The organism is Methylobacter sp. BlB1, from assembly GCF_015476545.1.
Classification (GTDB): Bacteria; Pseudomonadota; Gammaproteobacteria; order Methylococcales; family Methylomonadaceae; genus Methylobacter.
Genome location: NZ_JADMKV010000001.1, coordinates 1 through 19050 on the forward strand (window position 1 = coordinate 1; position 19050 = coordinate 19050).

16 protein-coding genes are annotated in these 19050 nt (G+C 51.3%); 8 read left to right on the top strand and 8 right to left on the bottom strand.

The window, feature by feature from the left end; genetic code table 11:
* Positions 1-125: 125 nt before the first annotated feature.
* From IT781_RS00005 to IT781_RS00010, 3 genes are read left to right on the top strand one after another with little or no spacing between them, the layout of a single operon-like run.
* On the top strand, positions 126-905 hold the full coding sequence (locus IT781_RS00005) for an ABC-three component system protein (RefSeq protein ID WP_194968079.1): 780 nt from the start codon (positions 126-128) through the stop codon (positions 903-905).
* Between the two features lie 34 nt (positions 906-939).
* Positions 940-1110, top strand: coding sequence for an ABC-three component system middle component 7 (locus IT781_RS22765; protein WP_370526868.1), 171 nt, complete (start codon positions 940-942; stop codon positions 1108-1110).
* Entirely contained in the window at positions 1103-2722 is a 1620-nt protein-coding gene (locus IT781_RS00010) for a DUF2326 domain-containing protein (RefSeq protein WP_194968080.1), read from the top strand. The genes IT781_RS22765 and IT781_RS00010 overlap by 8 nt, the downstream gene beginning before the upstream one ends.
* A gap of 262 nt (positions 2723-2984) precedes the next feature.
* On the opposite strand, the gene IT781_RS00015 is transcribed toward IT781_RS00010, so the two are convergent.
* Positions 2985-4160 carry a M20 aminoacylase family protein gene (locus IT781_RS00015; RefSeq protein WP_194968081.1) on the bottom strand — a complete coding sequence of 392 codons (1176 nt, stop codon included), beginning with the start codon at positions 4158-4160 and terminating at the stop codon, positions 2985-2987.
* A gap of 102 nt (positions 4161-4262) precedes the next feature.
* On the bottom strand, positions 4263-4850 hold the full coding sequence (locus IT781_RS00020) for a DUF4405 domain-containing protein (protein WP_370526856.1): 588 nt from the start codon (positions 4848-4850) through the stop codon (positions 4263-4265).
* A gap of 79 nt (positions 4851-4929) precedes the next feature.
* Between IT781_RS00020 and IT781_RS00025 the strand changes: the two genes are divergently transcribed.
* The 4 genes from IT781_RS00025 to IT781_RS00040 all read left to right on the top strand — a co-directional run bounded on the left by IT781_RS00025 (position 4930) and on the right by IT781_RS00040 (position 8230).
* Positions 4930-6372 (top strand): ATP-binding protein, encoded by a 1443-nt coding sequence (locus tag IT781_RS00025; RefSeq protein ID WP_194968083.1) that lies wholly within the window; start codon positions 4930-4932, stop codon positions 6370-6372.
* A complete protein-coding gene (locus IT781_RS00030; protein ID WP_194968084.1) occupies positions 6369-7055 on the top strand; it encodes a response regulator in 687 nt (228 codons plus the stop codon). Before IT781_RS00025 ends, IT781_RS00030 begins: the two co-directional genes overlap by 4 nt.
* A gap of 138 nt (positions 7056-7193) precedes the next feature.
* A complete protein-coding gene (locus IT781_RS00035; protein WP_228778822.1) occupies positions 7194-7511 on the top strand; it encodes a Spy/CpxP family protein refolding chaperone in 318 nt (105 codons plus the stop codon).
* A 359-nt stretch (positions 7512-7870) separates the two neighbouring features.
* Positions 7871-8230, top strand: a complete 360-nt coding sequence (locus IT781_RS00040; RefSeq protein WP_228778823.1) for a SirB2 family protein — start codon at positions 7871-7873, stop codon at positions 8228-8230.
* A gap of 54 nt (positions 8231-8284) precedes the next feature.
* Here IT781_RS00040 and IT781_RS00045 read toward each other — a convergent pair whose 3' ends face one another.
* The 6 genes from IT781_RS00045 to IT781_RS00070 form a co-directional block, all read right to left on the bottom strand.
* Positions 8285-9109 (bottom strand): hypothetical protein, encoded by an 825-nt coding sequence (locus IT781_RS00045; RefSeq protein WP_194968086.1) that lies wholly within the window; start codon positions 9107-9109, stop codon positions 8285-8287.
* A 91-nt stretch (positions 9110-9200) separates the two neighbouring features.
* Complete coding sequence (locus IT781_RS00050) at positions 9201-11864, bottom strand: UPF0182 family protein (RefSeq protein ID WP_194968087.1); 2664 nt, start codon at positions 11862-11864, stop codon at positions 9201-9203.
* A gap of 437 nt (positions 11865-12301) precedes the next feature.
* Positions 12302-14953, bottom strand: coding sequence for an aminopeptidase N (gene pepN, locus IT781_RS00055; protein WP_194968088.1), 2652 nt, complete (start codon positions 14951-14953; stop codon positions 12302-12304).
* 30 nt (positions 14954-14983) lie between these two features.
* Complete coding sequence (locus tag IT781_RS00060; RefSeq protein WP_194968089.1) at positions 14984-15352, bottom strand: DUF423 domain-containing protein; 369 nt, start codon at positions 15350-15352, stop codon at positions 14984-14986.
* A gap of 1 nt (position 15353) precedes the next feature.
* On the bottom strand, positions 15354-15875 hold the full coding sequence (moaB, locus tag IT781_RS00065) for a molybdenum cofactor biosynthesis protein B (protein ID WP_194968090.1): 522 nt from the start codon (positions 15873-15875) through the stop codon (positions 15354-15356).
* 105 nt (positions 15876-15980) lie between these two features.
* Entirely contained in the window at positions 15981-17345 is a 1365-nt protein-coding gene (locus IT781_RS00070) for a DegQ family serine endoprotease (RefSeq protein ID WP_194968295.1), read from the bottom strand.
* Positions 17346-17592: 247 nt separating this feature from the next.
* Between IT781_RS00070 and IT781_RS00075 the strand changes: the two genes are divergently transcribed.
* Positions 17593-18987, top strand: a complete 1395-nt coding sequence (locus IT781_RS00075; protein ID WP_194968091.1) for a cyclic nucleotide-binding domain-containing protein — start codon at positions 17593-17595, stop codon at positions 18985-18987.
* Positions 18988-19050 lie beyond the last annotated feature (63 nt).

The following is a 19050-nucleotide window of genomic DNA, read 5'->3' on the forward strand; positions in this document are numbered from 1 at the left end:
GCTCAGGCGGCATGACTCACAACCATCGGCCTCCGAAAAATTCGGGGCGGTTCACACTATTGAACCGACATTGTTTACATGTAATATTTTCGAAAAGATTGGCGTTTAGAGGCAAGGATCTATAGATGGCAATAAAGAGGGATAGCTATAGTGCAGATGAGCACAGTATTCTCTATGCGGAAACTGGTGGATGTTGTCCTTTATGTACAATGCCAATTCTTTTTCAAAAAAAGGATTCAAGAAAACCCAGCAAGGGCTATGAAGTTGCCCACATCTATCCATTGAACCCCACGCAGTCGCAAGCTACGGCTCTTGTCGGGTATCCCGTTCCTTCTGATATTAATGCTCTTGAGAACGTCATCGCTCTGTGTCCTACGTGCCATACCAAATACGACAAAGATTTTAAGCTGGATGAGCTAATAAGGCTCAGAAAAATTAAGGATGGATATTTGAGTGAGGCGAGAGCAAAGCAAACCGCATCGCAGCACACAATTCAAGAGGAGGTCTACGAAATCTTGGATGCAATCGCTGCATTTGATTTTGATGAAACTGCACTGTCACCCACTAATTTTAATGTTTCAACAGTGGATAAAAAGCTCAAGACAGGGATGAGTCCACTTCAGAAACATGAAATCAAGATTTATGCTATCAGTTTCTATGTGCGGATACGGGATCACATTCGTACGCTGGAGCAACAAGACCAAGCCTCGGTAAGAATTCTTCAAAATCAAATTAACTCGTACTATCTTGCCATGAATAAGCAAAATCCTGAAAACAAGGATCTGGTATTTAATTATGTTGCACAGTGGATGAGTGCAAAAACCAATAAGCCAATCTTGGCTGCGAAGGTATTAACTTCGTTTTTTGTCCAGAATTGCGAGGTCTTTGATGTTGGTACCGAGTAAGTTTACGAGGCTTGAAGAATCCACTATCTTCAAGATGAAATGTATTCTGGCTAATAAAAAAGAAAGCGAAAGTGTTCATGATGTATATCTCAGAACTAAAGATTTCTTCTACGATGCTAGCGAGTTTCTCCATGCGCTTGATGTCTTGTACGTCTTAGGTTTAGTGAATATTAAAGATGATTCGGGGCTGATTGAGTATGCTTAAAGAGATCCAGTGTCCTTTTTTCAATCGCGCAAGAATTACTTTTCACCAAGGACTCAACATCATATTGGGCGATGATGATGCCAAAAATTCTATTGGCAAATCTACGGCATTGATGGTCATAGACTTTGTACAAGGAGGCAACAGCTTCCTTAATGATGAGGCGGGGGCCATTAGAGCACTTGGCCACCATCACTATAATTTTTCCTTTGTATTTGCGGGGCAGCCTTATTTCTTCTCTCGTTCAACCGATGCTTCGGATGTGGTGTACATCTGTGATAATGATTATGCAAGGCTGGGCGAATTGCCTATCGATGATTATCGCAGGAAGCTAAAGGAGCTTTATGGGCTAGCAAGCCTAGAAAGTTCGTTTCGCTCTATTGTGAGCCCCTTTGCTCGTATTTGGAAAAAAGGAGGGCTGGAGCCTGATCAGCCATTTATCTCCGCACCTAAAGAGTCTTCTGGAACAGCAGTTAGCCGTTTAATTGATCTCTTCGACCGCAGTGCGGATATCGCTGCTGAGAAGAAGGTGATTGATAAGCAGAAAGAGCGTAAGAAGCTTATCGCAGGATCAATGAATGCGAAAATAATCCCCAATATAAACAAGGCTCAGTACGAAGCAAACACTAAGACTATTGCTGAGAATACTGTGCAGATTGAACAGCTCAAGCGGGGGTTTAGTGGGGCACTCAATGCCTATGAAGCTCTGTTTGACGAAAACTTGCGGCGTATGCAGCAGCGTAAGAACGAGCTTACAAATTTGAGAGATGAACTTCAGAACAAAGTAAAAAGATTGCAGCGGGAGATTTTCGGTATAACGCCTCGACTTGCAGCCAATATTGCTCTTGTGGCTGAATATTTCCCCACTGTGGACGTGGAGAGGCTTGAGCAAGTAGAGGCATTCCATCAGAAGATTGGAAGCATTGTTAAGAAGGAACTAAAAGATGAGCTTGCTGCTGCTCAATCGGAAGAATCTGCTCTTACGAGCAAAATTATGTCGTTAGAGCGGCAAATTGAAACTGCGTTGAAGTCAAAGGGTATGCCGGATGATTTGTTTAAACGCATATTTGACTTGAAGGAAATCACGGATAAAGCAGCTGAAGAAAATAAATACTTTGAGCAAAAGGCGCAGCTTGAAGCGGCAATAAAGATATCTGGTCATCGATTGGATAAAATCTATGCAAAAATCTTCCTTGAGATTGAGGCCAAAATCAATTTGAAGTTGAAGGCATTCAACAAGGTTGTTTACGGTCCCGCCAGAAATAGCTCGGAATTACGAATAAAAAACTCTAATTCCTATAGTTTCACGTCCCCCGAGGATACGGGGACTGGGAAGTCATATGCTGGCTTGATCGGATTTGATATGGCCATGCTCTCTCTGACCAAGCTGCCGTTTGTCATACACGATTCTGTTGTCTACAAGAATATTGAAGTTATCGCTGTAAAGCGAATCCTCAGAATTTTGGCTGCTATCAAATCAAAGCAAATTTTCTTGTCTTTTGATGAGGCAAAAAAATTTGGCCTTCAAACGGAACAGCTAATTAGGAAATTCACTGTCTTGAAGTTGAGTCACAACGATCTTCTTTACAATAAAGACTGGCGCGATAAGAAGTAGAGCTAACCTTTTAGTCAATTGGACAGCCCAAAGCTAAGCTTCGGGTTACCCTCCGCTACTGTGCAGCTCCGGCTGCCAGTTACTTCCAACGTTGAATGACAGCTCATTGCATCACGACCGACATTGAGTAGAAAGCTTTGAATGTCGGATGGGTCGTGCTGGAGAGTCACTGTCAGGTTCAATCTAAACCAATGTTTAGAACTGTTAGATCAAGATCAGAGTTTTACAATTAATTGAAAGAATCGATCTCTCAGCGTGTTAACTATCCCGGCAACACCGTCTCAACCAGCTTGACCCAATAAGCTGCACCAATCGGCAGGATCTCATCTTTAAAATCATAGTGCGGGTTATGCAGCAGACAGCCGTTTTCGGCGGGGCCGTTGCCCAGCCAGAGATAACAGCCCGGCTTTTCCTGCAGCATAAAGGCAAAGTCCTCAGAACCCATGCTGGGCGTCGGCTGAAGGTCGATGCCATCCTCTCCGACTACCGCAATGGCGGCGTTCAGCGCCATCTGTGTTTCTTCTGCCGTATTGAATGTGATCGGATAACCGGGATTTTCCGGATTGAATTTAATCTCTGCCGTTACATTGAAGCCCTGGCAGAGGGCATGGGTTAGCTGGCGGATCTTGTCGGCAATGGTTTTTTGCGCACTATCGCTGAAACAACGGAACGTGCCGCGCAACACGACTGATTCCGGCAAGGCGTTCCAGGTCTGGCCGGCATGGATCTGGGTAATGCTGACGACGGCCTGTTCAGCCGGATCGACAGTTCGGCTGATGATCGTCTGCAAGACAGTGATCAATTGGGCGGCCGCGACGATGGCGTCACTGCCCAAATGCGGCATCGCGGCATGGGTTGCCTGGCCCGTCAGGACAATCTCGAAACAATCGAATGAAGCCATCATCGGCCCCTGTTTGACGGCAAAATGGCCGAGCGGAACATCGGGAAAATTATGCAGGCCAAATACGCGGTCGGCCGGAAATTTTTCAAACAGGCCGTCCTGAATCATTTGTTTGGCGCCGGCCCGGCCTTCTTCAGCCGGTTGAAAAATAAAATACACGGTGCCGTTAAAATTGCGATTACGTGCCAAGTAGCTGGCCGCGCCCAATAACATGGCGCAATGCCCATCATGGCCGCAGGCGTGCATTTTGCCTTCATGGCAGGATTTGTGGTCAAACGTGTTCTGCTCCTGTATGAACAGCGCATCCATGTCGGCGCGCAAGGCGATCTTCTTGTCGCTGTTCCCAGCCGACAAAGTGGCGACTACGCCGGTTCTGCCCAGGCCCTGATGCACGTCCAGGCCGAAATCGGACAGCTTGTCGGCGATGAACCGGGCCGTTCCGGTTTCTTCAAACGCGGTTTCCGGAAACTGGTGCAGATGCCGGCGCCACTGGCGCATTTCGTCGTGGAGCTGTTGAATGTCGCTGGGTATGGGCATGGCAGAATAGTTAAAGGTGGTTCATACAGGCTGTTTGGTAATCCTATCATAGTCAGAAAGCCGCTTGGCAGCTAATAAATTCGATAACCTACATGATCCGGCCTAATGCTCAGCAGGACCGTCAGGCTCGCCTTTATACTCGCGGATGACGCGCCGGACATCGCCCATTTCAAATCCGTAAGTCCTTTTCAGAATGCCGAGTCTCTGGTCTTTACTGATTGAATCCGGCAGATTCAGCGCCTTAAGAATATGTTCGGCCGGTACGCCGGTTTGCTGCTCCAGCTCCGTCAGCGTCATTGATCCTGTGATCTGGATGTCCTTGCCTCTGGTCAGGGCGTCTTCGGATACTTCGATAGGCGTTATGATCGGCGCGAAAGCCAGCGCAATCAGCGCCAGCAGACCAGCCAGGCCGAGCCCGGCCCTGAGTCCTGATTTTTCGCTCGGGCGGCCGGTAAGCGTATGAACAATCCAGCGCCAGTGCAGCAGCAGGTGAACGGCAAGCACGGCAAGGAAAGCCGCCGATATCCAGACATGTATCGTTCCCCATTCATGCCGGTTCAAGCCCCATAGGCTCGAAAAACGGCCGCTGCCCGGCGGCAGGATATAGCGCATCAGCACGCCGGTCGCAGTCAGAAAAAGAAACCCGATAAACGCGATGACATCAATTATAAAATTCAACGTGGCTTTCACTGAGATCTCCCTGCATAGTGGTTCATAATTTTTGCACATTCGCTGACAATAATACGGCAACAGCTTAACGGGTATCTTTGTGCATAAATCAATCCGGTTCAAACTCTTTCTGACATTTTTGCTGACGACGAGCCTTATCGTCTCGGGCATGTATGTGTTTATGCGCTGGTCGCTGGATCGCGGATTTAACGCATTCATCGAAAAACGCCAGCAGGAACGCATCGGCGCACTGGTCGAGGGCCTGAGCGAATACTATGCCGGCGATCAGGATTGGCAGGCATTGACCGGCAACAAGCGGAAGTGGATGGAATTGTTATGGCAAGCCAACGAGCATCGGCATTACCGGCCGGCGCAGTGGTTCAAGCAGGCATTGATCGAGCCGCCCGACGTCTGGCCGCCGGCGCTGCCCGAATCGCAAGCCCGCTGGCGCTTCAAGCCGCTGGAGCTGAGCGTGATGCTGTTGCGCGCCGACAAATCGATCATCTTCGGCCGCCGGGAATCGTTGCAGCAGTTGACTCTCTATCCCATACGCTATCAGCAGCAGACGGTCGGCTTCCTGGGCGTGCTGCCGGGCAAGCCGGTCAATCAACCGCTGGAGTTGCAGTTTATGGAGCGCCAGTCGCAGGCCTTTATCTGGATTGCTGTATTCATGGTGCTGTTGTCGGCAGGCCTGGCCTTGCTGTTGGCTTACACGCTGGGGCGTCCGCTCAAGCGCATTACGGCCGCGGCCAAGGCGCTGGCGGTGGGTAGTTATGATACGCGCCTGCCGGTCGAGTCTAGCGATGAGCTGGGCCAGCTGGCGCGGGACTTTAACGAGATGGCGGCGGCGCTGGAGCAATCGGAGCAGACGCGGCGGCGCTGGGTGGCCGATATTTCGCACGAGTTGCGTACGCCGCTGGCTGTTTTGCGCGGCGAGCTGGAAGCGTTGCAGGACGGCATCAGGCCGTTGACGCGGAATGCTGTCGATTCGCTGATGAACGATGTCATGCGGCTGCATCGCCTGACTGACGACCTGTATCAATTGTCGTTGTCCGATCAGGGCGCATTGAGTTATCGTAAAACGCTGGTCGATCCGGTCGCGGCCTTGAAACAGGATCTTGCCGCGCTGGCGCCTGAATTCGACAGCAAGCAGCTCCGCGTGCATCTGGCGGACAAGCTGGCGGCTGCCGCCAAAATTCACGCCGACCCGGACCGCCTGTCGCAGCTCTACCGGAACCTGCTCAACAACAGTCTTAACTATACGGACCGAGGCGGCCAGCTCGATATTACCGTTTCCCGGCAGGGGAACAGGCTGATCATGGTTTTTGCCGACAGCGGGCCGGGCGTGACGGAGCAGGAGCTGCCGCACCTGTTTGACCGCTTTTATCGCGTGGAAAGCTCGCGCAGCCGGCATCATGGCGGCGCAGGGCTGGGGCTGGCGATTTGCAGCAATATCGTGCAGGCCCATAACGGCACGATAAAGGCGCAAGCCTCGTCGCTGGGCGGCCTTGCCATTCATATTGAACTACCGATTGACTCATGAACCGTATCCTGATTGTAGAAGACGAAGAAAAACTGGCGCGCCTGGAAGCCGATTATCTGCATAATGCCGGCTTTGAAACCTTCTGCCTGGCCGATGGGCTGGCAGTCGTGCCGTGGCTGAAGGAAAATTCAGTGGATCTGATACTGCTGGATCTGATGCTGCCGGGCCGAGACGGCCTGGACCTGTGTCGGGATATCCGCCGGTTCAGCTCCGTGCCGATCATCATGGTGACCGCGCGCATAGAGGAAGTCGACCGCCTTCTGGGATTGGAACTCGGGGCCGACGACTATATCTGCAAGCCGTTCAGCCCGCGCGAGATGACGGCGCGCGTCAAGGCCGTGCTGCGAAGAATGCAACCTTTGGCGACGGAGCCGGTCTCTAATCTATTGAAGCTGGACCCGCAGAGTTTCAGGATTTCTGTCGGCAAACTGGAAACGGAATTAACAGTGGTCGAATTCCAGTTGCTGCAAACGATGTACCAGCAGCCGGGGCGCATTTTTTCCCGCGCCAGGCTCATGGACCTGATGTATCAGGATCAGCGTATCGTATCCGACCGGACCATTGACAGCCATATTAAAAAACTGCGCAAAAAACTGGCCGATCTGTTGCCCGGCCAGGAGTTGATCCATTCTGTTTACGGCGCCGGTTATCGCTATGAGGCGCCAAATAGAAACAGCGATTGAATTTCCTTGTTTTTTACACAATCGCTGCAAATTGTTTGCCTTTTTTATCGATATAGTAAGACCCAAGAACGGAGATGGACCGTTCGAAAACCATAACTTTACAGAGATGAGAGAATAACTATGAACAAGAAAATCATAATGATCGCAATAGCCCTGGCTCTTCCTTTCTCCGCATCGGCTGGGGCCGGCGCCGAGAAAGAGGGTTTTGAAGGCGGATATCGGCACGGCGAGAAAATGGAGCGTATGACCAAGGAGCTGAATTTAAATGAAGAGCAAAAAACCAAAATGGATGCGTTATTCAAGGAGCAGCATGAGAAATATAAAAGCCTTCATGAAGAAACCCGCGCGCGCCTGAAAGAAATCCTGACGCCTGAACAGATGCAAAAGATGGATGAAATCAAAAAACGCCATCATGAACAATGGAAAAGCAAGAGGGGCATGGAAAAACAGAAGTAATACCTGCAAGGACAATCTAACTCATTCTTGATCCAGGGAAGGATCAGTTTTCCCGATGTTAAATACTGCGCATGACCGGCATATTCTATTGCCAGGCATACAGGCAGCCTGTTTTATAGATTTGATCGGCAAACAGGTCTTGCTTCCACGATGCGGCCGTCCGCGCTTAAGGTTGCCGGCGTTGAGCATGACAGCGGCATTCCTCGTCCGCGGGCGATCCGTTAAGATCAATTCCTCAGTAAAATTCAGCTATTTTGCGCGGGCATCATCGCTTACAATGCCGCGCATGAGCAGGCTTGTTTCTCAGCCTGAAGATTAAGCGGAGCGGCAGCTCCAACTACTACCTGAGGATATTTATAATGAAAACAATTCACCTTGCCTTTGTGGCGCTGTCGCTTTTCAGTTTTATCGGCAGAGTCGTACTGTCAGAAGTCAATCCCGAAATGCTGAAACAGAAAGCCTTTAATATTGGCCCCCATGTCATCAATACAATATTGTTGCTCAGCGGTATCATTCTGGTTTTTCAAGGATCATGGCTGTCAATGGAGTACGGCTGGATTATCGGCAAGCTAATAGGCCTGTTGGGCTACATCGGTTTAGGCATAATGGTACTGCATAATCAGGGTACTACCCGTTGGCTGGCGTTTACCGGCGCGCTGGCCTGCTTTGCCTATATCGGCATGGTCGCAGTGACCAAGGATGCGTGGTTCTTTTTATAAGCCCATAAAAATCACGAAGGGCACGAAGTTTTATATTTTTCTTCCTGCCCTTGTTTATAAACAAAAATCTATTTTGCCGATCTGTTGATCCAGCCGGCGCAAAACGTCCTTCCCGCGCTTTAGGTCGGTTCCGTCAAACTCCAGTTCTCGATGATCCGTCAATACATCCCAACGGCATAGCAGGTTTTTTAGCTGGACACGCTCGCTGGCGGTGAAGTGGTATTGTTGAACCAATTGGCTGAACAGGTGCGGTTCGGGGGATGTGATCAGCTTGGCCAGGGCGCTCATGTCGGTCAGCAAGGCTTCAACAGCCGGAATATGGGCCGCTATCAAGGCCGAAACCTGCTTAGGCTCAATGTTTTCCGCTGGCATTTGTTTGTTGTCCGAGACCACTTTCAGGCACTGAGTCAATTCCGCACAGGAAAAGCGCGTTGCGGTCTCGTAAAATGCCGAGGCTTCCATGTCGTACAGGTGTGGAAGGTCGTACTGAAGTTGTGGCCTTGAAGCGGTTTGCAAGTTATCGGTGAGGCAATGCTGATTACACACTAACGGCGGGTAATAATGCTTTCCGCTGTCGAGATCGATGATTTTGTCAATTAGAAGCAGCGTCCCTAAGGCATGGTCTCTATGTCCGGCGATGCCGATATTGAGCATAACCGGATTTTCTGCCGAGGCCAACAAGGCTTGCGTGTAGGCCACGCCGGCTGCCATGGCGCTTTTGCCGGGGCCGGTCACAGTCAGGCAGATGTCCTGGTTCAGATACACGGCAAACGGCTCAACAGCCGTATCTTTCTTCAGTTTAAAATGGGCGGTCAGCGGTTTCGCTTCGCAGGGCAGAGCGGTGTAGATAAAAGTTTTGTATTGGTTGGCTTGATTCATAAAGCGGAGTCTTGGGGCGGCTAAGGATAGATAGCCGGCAGTGGGGAAGGGCTTTAGCCGTAACTAAAGCCCTTCCAAAGCTGAGCGCCTGCTACGGCGCCGTGGTCGGCGCTCGTTCCGGCGGCTTGGCCGTACCGGTGCCGCCGACTTCGCTGGCTTCCTTATAGTAGAGATTTTTCAGGCGGCTGAAGGCGCCCCATAAGGTCGTATCCATGACGGTATGGTTGCCGATTGAAACGATAACGCGGGCCAATTCCGGAATTCTGTTTCGGGTAGACAACATATATACCGGTTCGACATACAGCACGGTATTGCCCATCGGCAGAATCACCATGCGGCCCAAGGCAATTTGTGAACCCCGCTGATCCCATAACGTGAACTGTGCGGCAATGTCCGGATTTTGGGAAATCAAAGCTTCAACCTGTGCAGGACCGTTAACCTGGATGTCCTTCAGGAACTTGAAGACGGTAATGTTAGGCTTATAGTCCAGGCCGCAGCCGGCTTTATCCAGTATGCTGGCAACCCCGATCATGCTCAGATTGGTTCTGTTGACAGGTGTCATCGGGTTGATCAGGACCAATTCTTCCTTATGGTTGCAGTAGCCGAAATCCATGGTCTGATAGTACGGCATGACCGGTTCTTCACGCACATTGGCAAATTGCCAGGTTTCGGCCTGCTCGTAGAACAGCTCCGGGCTGCGCTGGTGATATCGGGCAAAAATTTTCATCTGCGCGTAGTACAGATCGCGCGGATAACGCAAATGGGTGCGTAATTCAGCCGGCATTTCCTCGATATTCTTAAACACACTCGGATAAGCGTTGCTGTAGGCGCGAATGAGCGCATCCGATGGATCGGAAACGTAATAAGCCACTTCGCCGTCAAGGGCGTCGACGACGATCTTGACCGAGTTGCGGATATAGTTGAAGTCTTGTGGGTCGTTTAGAAAATCATCGGCCGCCGGTTTGGAAACCGGATACCACTTTGATAAGGTATAGGCGTCTTGTATCCAGAAAAAACGATCTTTGCCGATCACCAGATAAGGATCCTTGTCCAGATGCAGGAACGGCGTCAGCTTGCGGATACGCTCCACGATATTGCGGCGTATCAGAAGCTTGCTCTGGTCGGTAATATTGGTAGAGAAGAATATTTTTTCGTCTTTGAAATAAAAGGCGAATAATGCTTTTCTGAACAGTGACGGGATCGGAATGCCGCCCTTGCCCTTATATTCAGCTTCTACCCCCGGATCAGTCAGCGAGCCGGAAATGCCGACAACGTTCAGTCTGTTAGGTATGACGGCATAAGTGTAGTCTTCCTGGCCATAGTAAATATCCGGGTATTTGACGCTTAAGCCGACCGGCGAATACATGTTCAAGTCGCGCAAATACCAGACCAGCGGCTTGCCTGCATCCTGTGCGGCCGGCGAAACCACGGCGCCATAGCCGTGCGTATAGCGCAGGTGCATGTTTTCCCACGTCTGTGCAGATTCCGGTAGCTTGGAAAAGTTGAGCTCGCGGGCCGCCAGATTGACCTGGCGGGTGTGGTCCAGGATGAAATAGCGGTCTTCATCGACATGCGGAAAGCTGTAATAAGGCCGGATGCCCTGCAACTGGCGGTAGCCGTCTATCAGCAGTTCTCGGTCCCAGACCGGAATATTCTCGAAGAATTTCTGCGTGCTCCAGGCATTAATGTCATCCGTGGCATCAAGCTTAATCGGCAGTTCAACAACATTGATACGTTTTAAATCATACGCGTCCAGCGTCGCTTCAATGTTGTTCTGCATGAACGTTTTTTCGGTCCTGACCGGATTCGGATTGACAATGAATTTTTGTATGGCGGCCGGGATCGCATCAATGGTTGGAATGAACATAACCAACAGAAACGCGCCGAGCGAGATCAGGAACGGCGTTTTAATGCGATGTTTTTCCGAGAAAATAAACAGGCTGGCCGTAATGGCTGTTGCCAGAAAAGTGATGATGCTGAGCCAGATGAAGGGCAACCGGTAACGGATTTCTACAAAGCCGGGACCATAGAACACAGGCTCGTGCGATGTATTGTAAAGCAGCGAAAATCGCTCCAGCATGAAGCCCCAAATGACGAACAACACGACGAAACCGATCAGAACGCCTAAGTGAATCTTGGCACCAAGCGGGAATTCCTTGCTCTGATCAGGCACAAACACATGCTCGAGCCAATACAGTGCTCCGACCGAGAAAAACAGTAAAATGGCCGTTAGCAGCAATTCCTTCTGGATCAGGATATAAATCGGATAGGACAGCATGTAAAAGCTGACATCGTTGCCGTAGACCGGCTCGGTTACGCCTGAATCACTACCGAAAAAATACAGTAATGCGGTTTCCCACTGCTGATAGAACGGTATCGCAATAAGAATGGCCAGCAACAGTGAGATCAATGTATAGATTCTCATCGAGCCGCTCATGAACATGTCGGCGAAGCGCTGAAAGCGGCGGCTTTTGTCTATATTATTAAAAACCTCGTCGGGCGGATTCAGGCCCAGGTAACGCGAGGCAATCCAGAAGTGAAAAAAGAAAATCGCAAAGAAAACCAGCGTAACGCCGCCGGACAGAAAGAATTTATAGAGCAGTCTTAACCAGAAGTAGGCCTCGAATTTTAATTCCCGAAACCACCAGAAATCGACGATCAGATCGAGAAAGATGAAATAAAAGGCGGCATACACAATGCCTGCGACGACCAGGATCACTCCTATCGAGGCGAGTAAAAGCTTCCAATTCCGCATAGTGTCCTCTTTTTTTATAGATTATGCTTTTGACAATGCTTAATTTGCAGGCATCGGCCATTATTTGCTTAATGCCGGCATGAATGACTTTATTCTAGCACCCAATAGAGGTTCGTAGCGATTTAGTGCTTCTTTATTGCTCTTTGGACGCCTTGTCGGCCTTTAGGTCTGACAGCAATACGGACTTTGGTCTTGGGGCATAAAGTCCGGTCAGTTCGGTAAAAGGCGTAAGTAAGCTCAGGCATGCTGCGGCCTTTGCGTTCAAGTCCCTGGCGGATTTGCTGTCTCTGATAGGCAGGCCGAAGCGAAGCTCCAGATCAGTGCGGCTTTCATGCCTGAAGTCCAGATGCAGGGTTCGTTAAGGGAGTTTTTCAGGAAAATGCGCGCACTTGGCCAAGCCGCGAGCCGCGCGGGCTCGCGGCTTGGCCATGAAGCGTTTAAGCCAGGCTTTTGCTCGCTACTTCGTAAACATCCTTGGAGATGTTTTCGGTGCCCATGATTCTTTCGAGCTGCGCTTTCATGAGCGCCTGCCGGCTTTCGTCATAGCGCCGCCATTGCGTTAAGGCGCTGAGCATGCGCGATGCGACCTGCGGGTTGATCGTGTTCAGCGCGATGATCTGGTCGGCCAGGAATTGATAGCCCTGGCCGTTGGCGGCATGAAAATGCAGCTGATTGGCCTGGCTGAAGGCGCCGATCAGGGATCTGACGCGGTTCGGATTTTTCAGGTCAAAAGCGTCATGGGCCATTAAGGCCTGGACCGTGGCAAACGTGCCGGGCATCGGACTGGATGCCTGCAGGGCGAACCATTTATCAATCACCAGCGCCTCATTCCGCCATTGTTGGTAAAAATCCGTCAGGCACTGCCGGGTGGCCGGGTGCGGGTTGTTGACGATGGCTGTTAAGGCGGCCATCTGGTCGGTCATGTTGCGGGCCGCCTTGAACTGCTGCTCGGCCCAGCTTTGAATGTCCGCATTTTCAAGCTTGCTCAAGTAGCTCAGGCAGGTGTTTTTGATGCGCCTGCGGCCTATGGCGCCGGCATCGAACTGGCCCGACTCGTCGCGATGATTGGTCTGGTACAACGCCTGGAACTGCGGCTGCAACTGCTGAGCCAGCGTTCGTTTAACGAATTCCCGCGCCTTGTGGATGGTTTCCACATCGACCACCTGCATCTGCTCGGCCAGATAAGTCTCCGACGGCAGGTCCAGCAACAGGGAGAAATAGGACAGATCATCCCAGGGCTGCTCCAGCACTTTTCTGAAAGCCTCGACGATAATCGGGTCAAGCTGCATGTTCCAGCCGTTTCGGCAGTCTTCGATGAGTCGCATGATAATGGCGCCGGCCAGTTGTTGCCCGGCTTCCCAACGATTGAAGGTGTCGCTGTCATGGCTCAATAAAAACGCCAGTTCTTCAAGACTGTAATCCATGACCAGCTTGACCGGCGCCGAAAAGCCTCTCAGCAAGGAGACGACAGGTTGCTGCGTCAGGTCCTCGAATGTAAACGACTGTTCTGCTTCGGTGACAGATAAGGTCACTTCATCGCTGGCTTGATCGCTGTCTTTCAGTTTGCATGAAGCAACAGAGCCGTCGCGGTTGATCAGCCCGACTTTGACGGGAATATGCAGCGGTTCTTTGACGGGCTGGCCCGGCGTCGGCGGGCAGCTTTGGGCGATGGTCAAGGTCAGCGTTTGCCCGTTCGGCTCATAGTGCTGCCGGACCGTCAATACCGGCGTGCCGGCCTGGGAGTACCAGCGCCGGAACTGGGTCAGGTCGGCGCCGTTGGCGTCTTCCATGGCCTTGACGAAATCATCGCAAGTGACGGCCTGGCCGTCATGGCGTTGAAAATACAGATCGCTGCCTTTTCTGAAGCCTTCGGCGCCCAGCAAGATGTGAATCATGCGCACGACTTCGGCGCCTTTTTCGTACACGGTCAGGGTATAGAAATTGTTGATTTCCATATAGGAGTCAGGCCGGATCGGGTGCGCCAGCGGGCCTGCATCCTCGGCAAACTGGCGCGTACGCAGCATGTTGACGTCTTCGATGCGCTTGACGGCCTTGGAGGTCCGGTCGCCGGTAAATTCCTGGTCGCGGAATACGGTGAAGCCTTCCTTCAGGCTGAGCTGGAACCAGTCGCGGCAGGTGATGCGGTTGCCGGTCCAGTTGTGGAAATATTCATGGCCGATGACGCCTTCGATATGCTCGTAATCAGAGTCGGTGGCCGTGTCGGGACGCGCCAGCACATATTTGGTGTTGAATACGTTGAGCCCCTTGTTTTCCATCGCGCCCATGTTGAAGTGGCTGACCGCAACGATCATGTACAGATCCAGATCATACTCGCGGCCATAGACTTCCTCATCCCAGCGCATCGCGTTTTTCAGGGACTGCAGCGCGTGGTCACATTTGTCCAGGTCATGCGGCTCGACGAAGACTTGCAGGCTGATGTTCCGGCCTGATTGCGTGGTGAAGTTGCCTTCGACGCAGTGCAGCTGGCCGGCGACCAGCGCGAATAAATAGCAGGGCTTGTCGAACGGGTCTTCCCAGGTGACCCAATGACGATTTTCGGACAGTTCGCCATGACCGACTTTATTGCCGTTCGACAGCAGTACCGGATAGCGGTTTTTGTCGGCGATGATGGTGGTCCTGAACCGCGCCATGACGTCGGGGCGGTCGAGATAGTAAGTGATTTTCCTGAAGCCTTCCGCTTCGCATTGCGTGCACAGCATGCCGTTGGAAAGATAGAGACCTTCCAAGGCGGTATTGGCTTTCGGATTGATCAGGTTTTCGATGGTCAGCACAAAGCGTTGATCTTGCGGTACTTCATGGATAACCAGGGAATCGGCCGTCTGCTGGTAGTCAACTGCGGTTAAATCATCGCCGTCATTCAGGTTGACGCGCAGAAGTTTCAGGTTTTCGCCGGATAAAGTCAGCGATTTGCCGGCGGATTGGCTGGCCGGATTGCGGCGCATGGTAAGCCGGGAGATGACTTGGGTGTTCTCGTCATCGAGCGTGAAATTCAATTCAACGCTGTCGATCAGGTAGTCAGGGACAGTGTAATCTTTTAAATAGATGGTTTGTGGATTGGCATCACGCATAGTATTTTCGGGAATATTTATTGATTAAGGTCAGGATTGGGTTTTGACAGCAAAAATGGCGATAAGTAACCATGCGCTTAAAAAAGCAACGCCGCCTATCGGCGTAATCATGCCCAACCATTTCAGATTCAGGATCGTCAGCAGATACAGGCTGCCGGAAAACAGCAGTATGCCGGCGAACATGAGCCAGCCGGCCCAGTGCACCAGCGCCGACGCACTCGGTATGAAGGCGATGGCGACCAGGCCCAGCGCATGCCACATCTGGTAGCTGACCGCGGTTTTGTAGACTTCGAGCATTTCGGGGCTCAGGACATTTTTTAAGGCGTGAGCGCCGAATGCGCCCATGCTGACGCCCAGAAAGGCGCTGAGCGCCCCAAGGCACAGAAATAGTGAGTTCATATTATTTTTCCAGCAGCCTGGGCATGAGTTGTACGAGATTGCACGGGCGGGTGCGGAAATCAAGCTGCTCCTTGATTAAATCATCCCAGGCCGTACGGCAGGCGCCCGATGAGCCGGGCAGGCAAAAGACGTAGGTGGCATTGGCGACGCCGGCAATCGCTCTGGACTGGATCGTCGACGTTTTAATGTCCTGGTACGACAGCATCCTGAAGACCTCGCCGAAACCGTCCAGAACCTTGTCCAGCAAAGGCTGTACCGCTTCCGGCGTGCCGTCCCGGCCCGTCACGCCGGTGCCGCCCGTGGTCAGGATGACATTAATGCCGTCATCGGCAATCCATGCCGAAACAGCGGCCCGGATTTGATAGATATTGTCAGGGACTATTTTCTTTTCAATAACCTGGTGCCCTGCTTCCTGGGCGCGTTCCATCAAGGTTTTGCCGGATAGGTCATCGCTGTCGGTGCGGGTGTCAGAGACCGTCAGTACGGCAATATTCAACGGTATAAAGTGTTTTTCAGTTGTCATAATTTAAAAAAGGCAGAAGCGGCCGTTTAGCCGCTCAGGCAGCGCTTTTGCGCGTGGTAAAAAGGGCGGCCTGTCGGCCGCCCTCAATTAGACTTTGGTCTTATATTACTGCAATACCAGGAAGAATGCTTCCTGTCCGCGCTGAATATTAATCAGCAGCGGACCTCTCGGATCAATGACCTGGTTAAACTCGTCAAGATTATGAATGCGGTAGCGGTTCGCCGTCACAATCACATCGCCGGGGCGCAAGCCTACGCGCCATGCTTTTGACGATGTGTCGATCTTTTCGATTAAAACCCCCTCGACCTGATCCTTTTGCGTGGTGCTTAATATCGTCCCCTGCAGGGCCGGGTGCAGCTTGTTGCCCGCCAATTGTGGTCTTTGCGGCTTGCCGATCGTGGCCGTCGTTTCCCTTTTCTCGCTGCCTCGGAAATATTGTATGTCTACATTGTCGCCAATTTGCATCAGGCCGATGATGTTGCGGATGTCATGGCTGTTTTTAACGGATCGACCATTGACTGACACGATAATATCGCCCGGCTCCAGGCCTGCTCTGGCTGCTGGCGAATTGTTTTCGACCCGGCTGACCACGGCGCCGTTTTTGCTTTCAAGATTAAATGCCTTGACCAGGTCCCCGCTCAGATCCTGGGTCGTTACGCCCAGCAGGCCGCGTCTGACTTCGCCATGTTTAACTAGCGAATCCTTGATTGTCATGACCATATTGGCCGGAATCGCAAAGCCGATGCCGACGTTGCCGCCGGAAGGCGCCAGAATGGCTGTGTTCATGCCGATAAATTCGCCGCGCAGATTGACCAGTGCGCCGCCAGAATTGCCGGGGTTGATGGAGGCGTCGGTCTGGATAAAGTCTTCATAGCCTTCTATGCCCAGGCCTGATCGGCCCAAGGCGCTGATAATGCCCGATGTGACGGTTTGCCCCAAGCCGAACGGGTTGCCGATAGCCACGACGAAATCGCCGACTTTGAGCTGGCTGGAATCGGCAATGGGCAGCTCCGTTAAATTGTCGGCCGGAATCTGGATGACGGCGACATCGGCTTCCGGGTCTGCGCCGACTAATTGCGCGTTGAGCTGGCGGCCGTCATTCAAAGTCACCACGATCTTGTCCGCTTTGTCGATGACATGGTTGTTGGTGAGGACATAACCGTGCTCGCTGTCAATGATAACGCCGGAACCCAGACTATTCTTTTGCTGCTGCCGCGGCGGTTGATTAGGCAATTCGAAGAAATAGCGGAAAAACGGATCCTGCATCAGCGGGTTTTCCCTGGTCTGGATGTTGGTGGTCGTAGAAATGTTGACTACGGCCGGCATGCTGCGCTCCAACATCGGGGCCAATGACGGTAATGGTTGTCCTTCTGCGTAGCCCGGCAGTGCAGCGTGCGCGATCGATGGAGCTGTCAGGTAAACAGGCAAAAGAGTCATCAATAACAACTGTTTTACTAATTTATTATTCATCATGGATTTCCGGGTATGGGTTAATCGTGTGCCATAGACAATATAGGTCCAAAAATGTTTAATACAAGGTTGAGCGGTTCAATAATAATTAATCAATGGCTCTTTGGCGAAAAACAGGAGGTGCTTTTTCTGATTTTTGAGGACCGGTTCATTTTTTGGAAATTGCTTGCCTGTTAGAATCAGGACTGACAAGTCAAGTTTGAAAAATGGACTATTCTTCATATGAATCCCACTTAAGGATATCCTGATGGCTATAGACGTCAATTCTGAAGATGGACTGATCATTCGCAAATTGATCCCGCTGGGAACATGGCCGGGCGCTCAATTCAATGCCTTATGCGAAAGCATAACCACCGAAGAAGTTCGGGGCGGGACATTATTTAAAAAAGGGGACATGGACCCGCGTCTCATTTATCTGTTAAGTGGCGAGGTTACGCTTCAGTCGGAAGGGCTCATTATTGAAGTGATAGCCGCCGAAAGCGAAGCCGCCAGATTCGCGTTGGCTCACCAGATACCGCGGAAAATTGACGCCGTCGCGAATGGCGCCGTGCGTTTTCTGCGGCTGGATGCCGATATCGTTAATAATCCGACGCCCTTGGTATGCAAAGAGGACAATAGTTATATGGTAATTGAAGAACCTGAAGACGATCCAAATGACTGGATGACAGCATTATTGAAGTCACCTGTTTTTCAGCGCCTGCCGCCTGCCAATTTACAGAAAATCCTGATAACGCTGGAAGAGGTCTGTTTTGAAAAAGGTGAAATCATTATCAGGCAGGGTGATATGGGTGATTACTATTATCTGATAAAAAGCGGTCATTGCCTGGTTTCGCGCAAGCCTTCGTCCCATGCGAAAGATATTAAACTGGCGCAGCTCGGCAAAGGCGAGGCTTTCGGAGAGGATGCATTGCTTTCCGGCGAGCCAAGAAACGTTACCATAACAGCGCTGACGGATATGGTCTTGCTGCGGCTGGATGAACAGCACTTTTTGTCCTTGATCAGAGAGCCTTCTCTGAAATTTATTGATCAGGAACGGATGCAGGACGTTCTGAGGCAAGGAGCCGTGCTGCTCGATGTTCGTTCCCAGGATGACTATAAAGCCGGGCACTTGCCAGGCAGCATCAACGCGCCTTTTTTCTCATTAAGGATGCAGCTTAAAACCTTTAATCGCGAACAGCCTGTCGTTGTGGTCTGCGACAACGGCAGGATCAGCGAGGCGGCTGCTTTTTTATTGCTCAGGCACAGATTTAATGCCCTGATCCTGAAGGGCGGCATGAATGGCCCTGCATCCAGGCCGGAAGCGAAAGCGTCGGAGCCGGAGCATGAAACAGCCCATTTCGCTATAGATGATGGTGTTGAAACATTGATTAATCTTGTTGATGAGCCTCATCCGCAAAATAAGCAGGAACAATCCGATCAGATCTCATCCTTTGCAGCCAGTGGTGCGCTGGAAGATCAGCTCAGGCTGATGAAGTCGGAAAATGAGGCGCTCAGGAGAGTAAATCTTCAGCTCAATGATAAATGTCTGAAGCTGGAGGTTGAGAGGGAGGAAGCGTTAAGGCAACACCATATTCTGCAGAAGCAGACGGAAAAGCTGATGCAGATGCTGGATAAAGCCAAAGGCGATCAGGGCGTCGCCTGAGACGCCAGCAAAACCACAGCTGGGTCAGCTGTGGTCAGCCGGGCGACTTGAAAGAAGTTGTCA

Coding starts and splice junctions, on each gene's coding strand:
- IT781_RS00005 (WP_194968079.1), top strand. CDS start 126: ATGGCAATAAAGAGGGATAGCTATAGTGCAGATGAGCACAGTATTCTC.
- IT781_RS22765 (WP_370526868.1), top strand. CDS start 940: ATGAAATGTATTCTGGCTAATAAAAAAGAAAGCGAAAGTGTTCATGAT.
- IT781_RS00010 (WP_194968080.1), top strand. CDS start 1,103: ATGCTTAAAGAGATCCAGTGTCCTTTTTTCAATCGCGCAAGAATTACT.
- IT781_RS00015 (WP_194968081.1), bottom strand. CDS start 4,160: ATGCCCATACCCAGCGACATTCAACAGCTCCACGACGAAATGCGCCAG.
- IT781_RS00030 (WP_194968084.1), top strand. CDS start 6,369: ATGAACCGTATCCTGATTGTAGAAGACGAAGAAAAACTGGCGCGCCTG.
- IT781_RS00035 (WP_228778822.1), top strand. CDS start 7,194: ATGATCGCAATAGCCCTGGCTCTTCCTTTCTCCGCATCGGCTGGGGCC.
- IT781_RS00040 (WP_228778823.1), top strand. CDS start 7,871: ATGAAAACAATTCACCTTGCCTTTGTGGCGCTGTCGCTTTTCAGTTTT.
- IT781_RS00045 (WP_194968086.1), bottom strand. CDS start 9,109: ATGAATCAAGCCAACCAATACAAAACTTTTATCTACACCGCTCTGCCC.
- IT781_RS00050 (WP_194968087.1), bottom strand. CDS start 11,864: ATGCGGAATTGGAAGCTTTTACTCGCCTCGATAGGAGTGATCCTGGTC.
- pepN (WP_194968088.1), bottom strand. CDS start 14,953: ATGCGTGATGCCAATCCACAAACCATCTATTTAAAAGATTACACTGTC.
- IT781_RS00060 (WP_194968089.1), bottom strand. CDS start 15,352: ATGAACTCACTATTTCTGTGCCTTGGGGCGCTCAGCGCCTTTCTGGGC.
- moaB (WP_194968090.1), bottom strand. CDS start 15,875: ATGACAACTGAAAAACACTTTATACCGTTGAATATTGCCGTACTGACG.
- IT781_RS00070 (WP_194968295.1), bottom strand. CDS start 17,345: ATGAATAATAAATTAGTAAAACAGTTGTTATTGATGACTCTTTTGCCT.
- IT781_RS00075 (WP_194968091.1), top strand. CDS start 17,593: ATGGCTATAGACGTCAATTCTGAAGATGGACTGATCATTCGCAAATTG.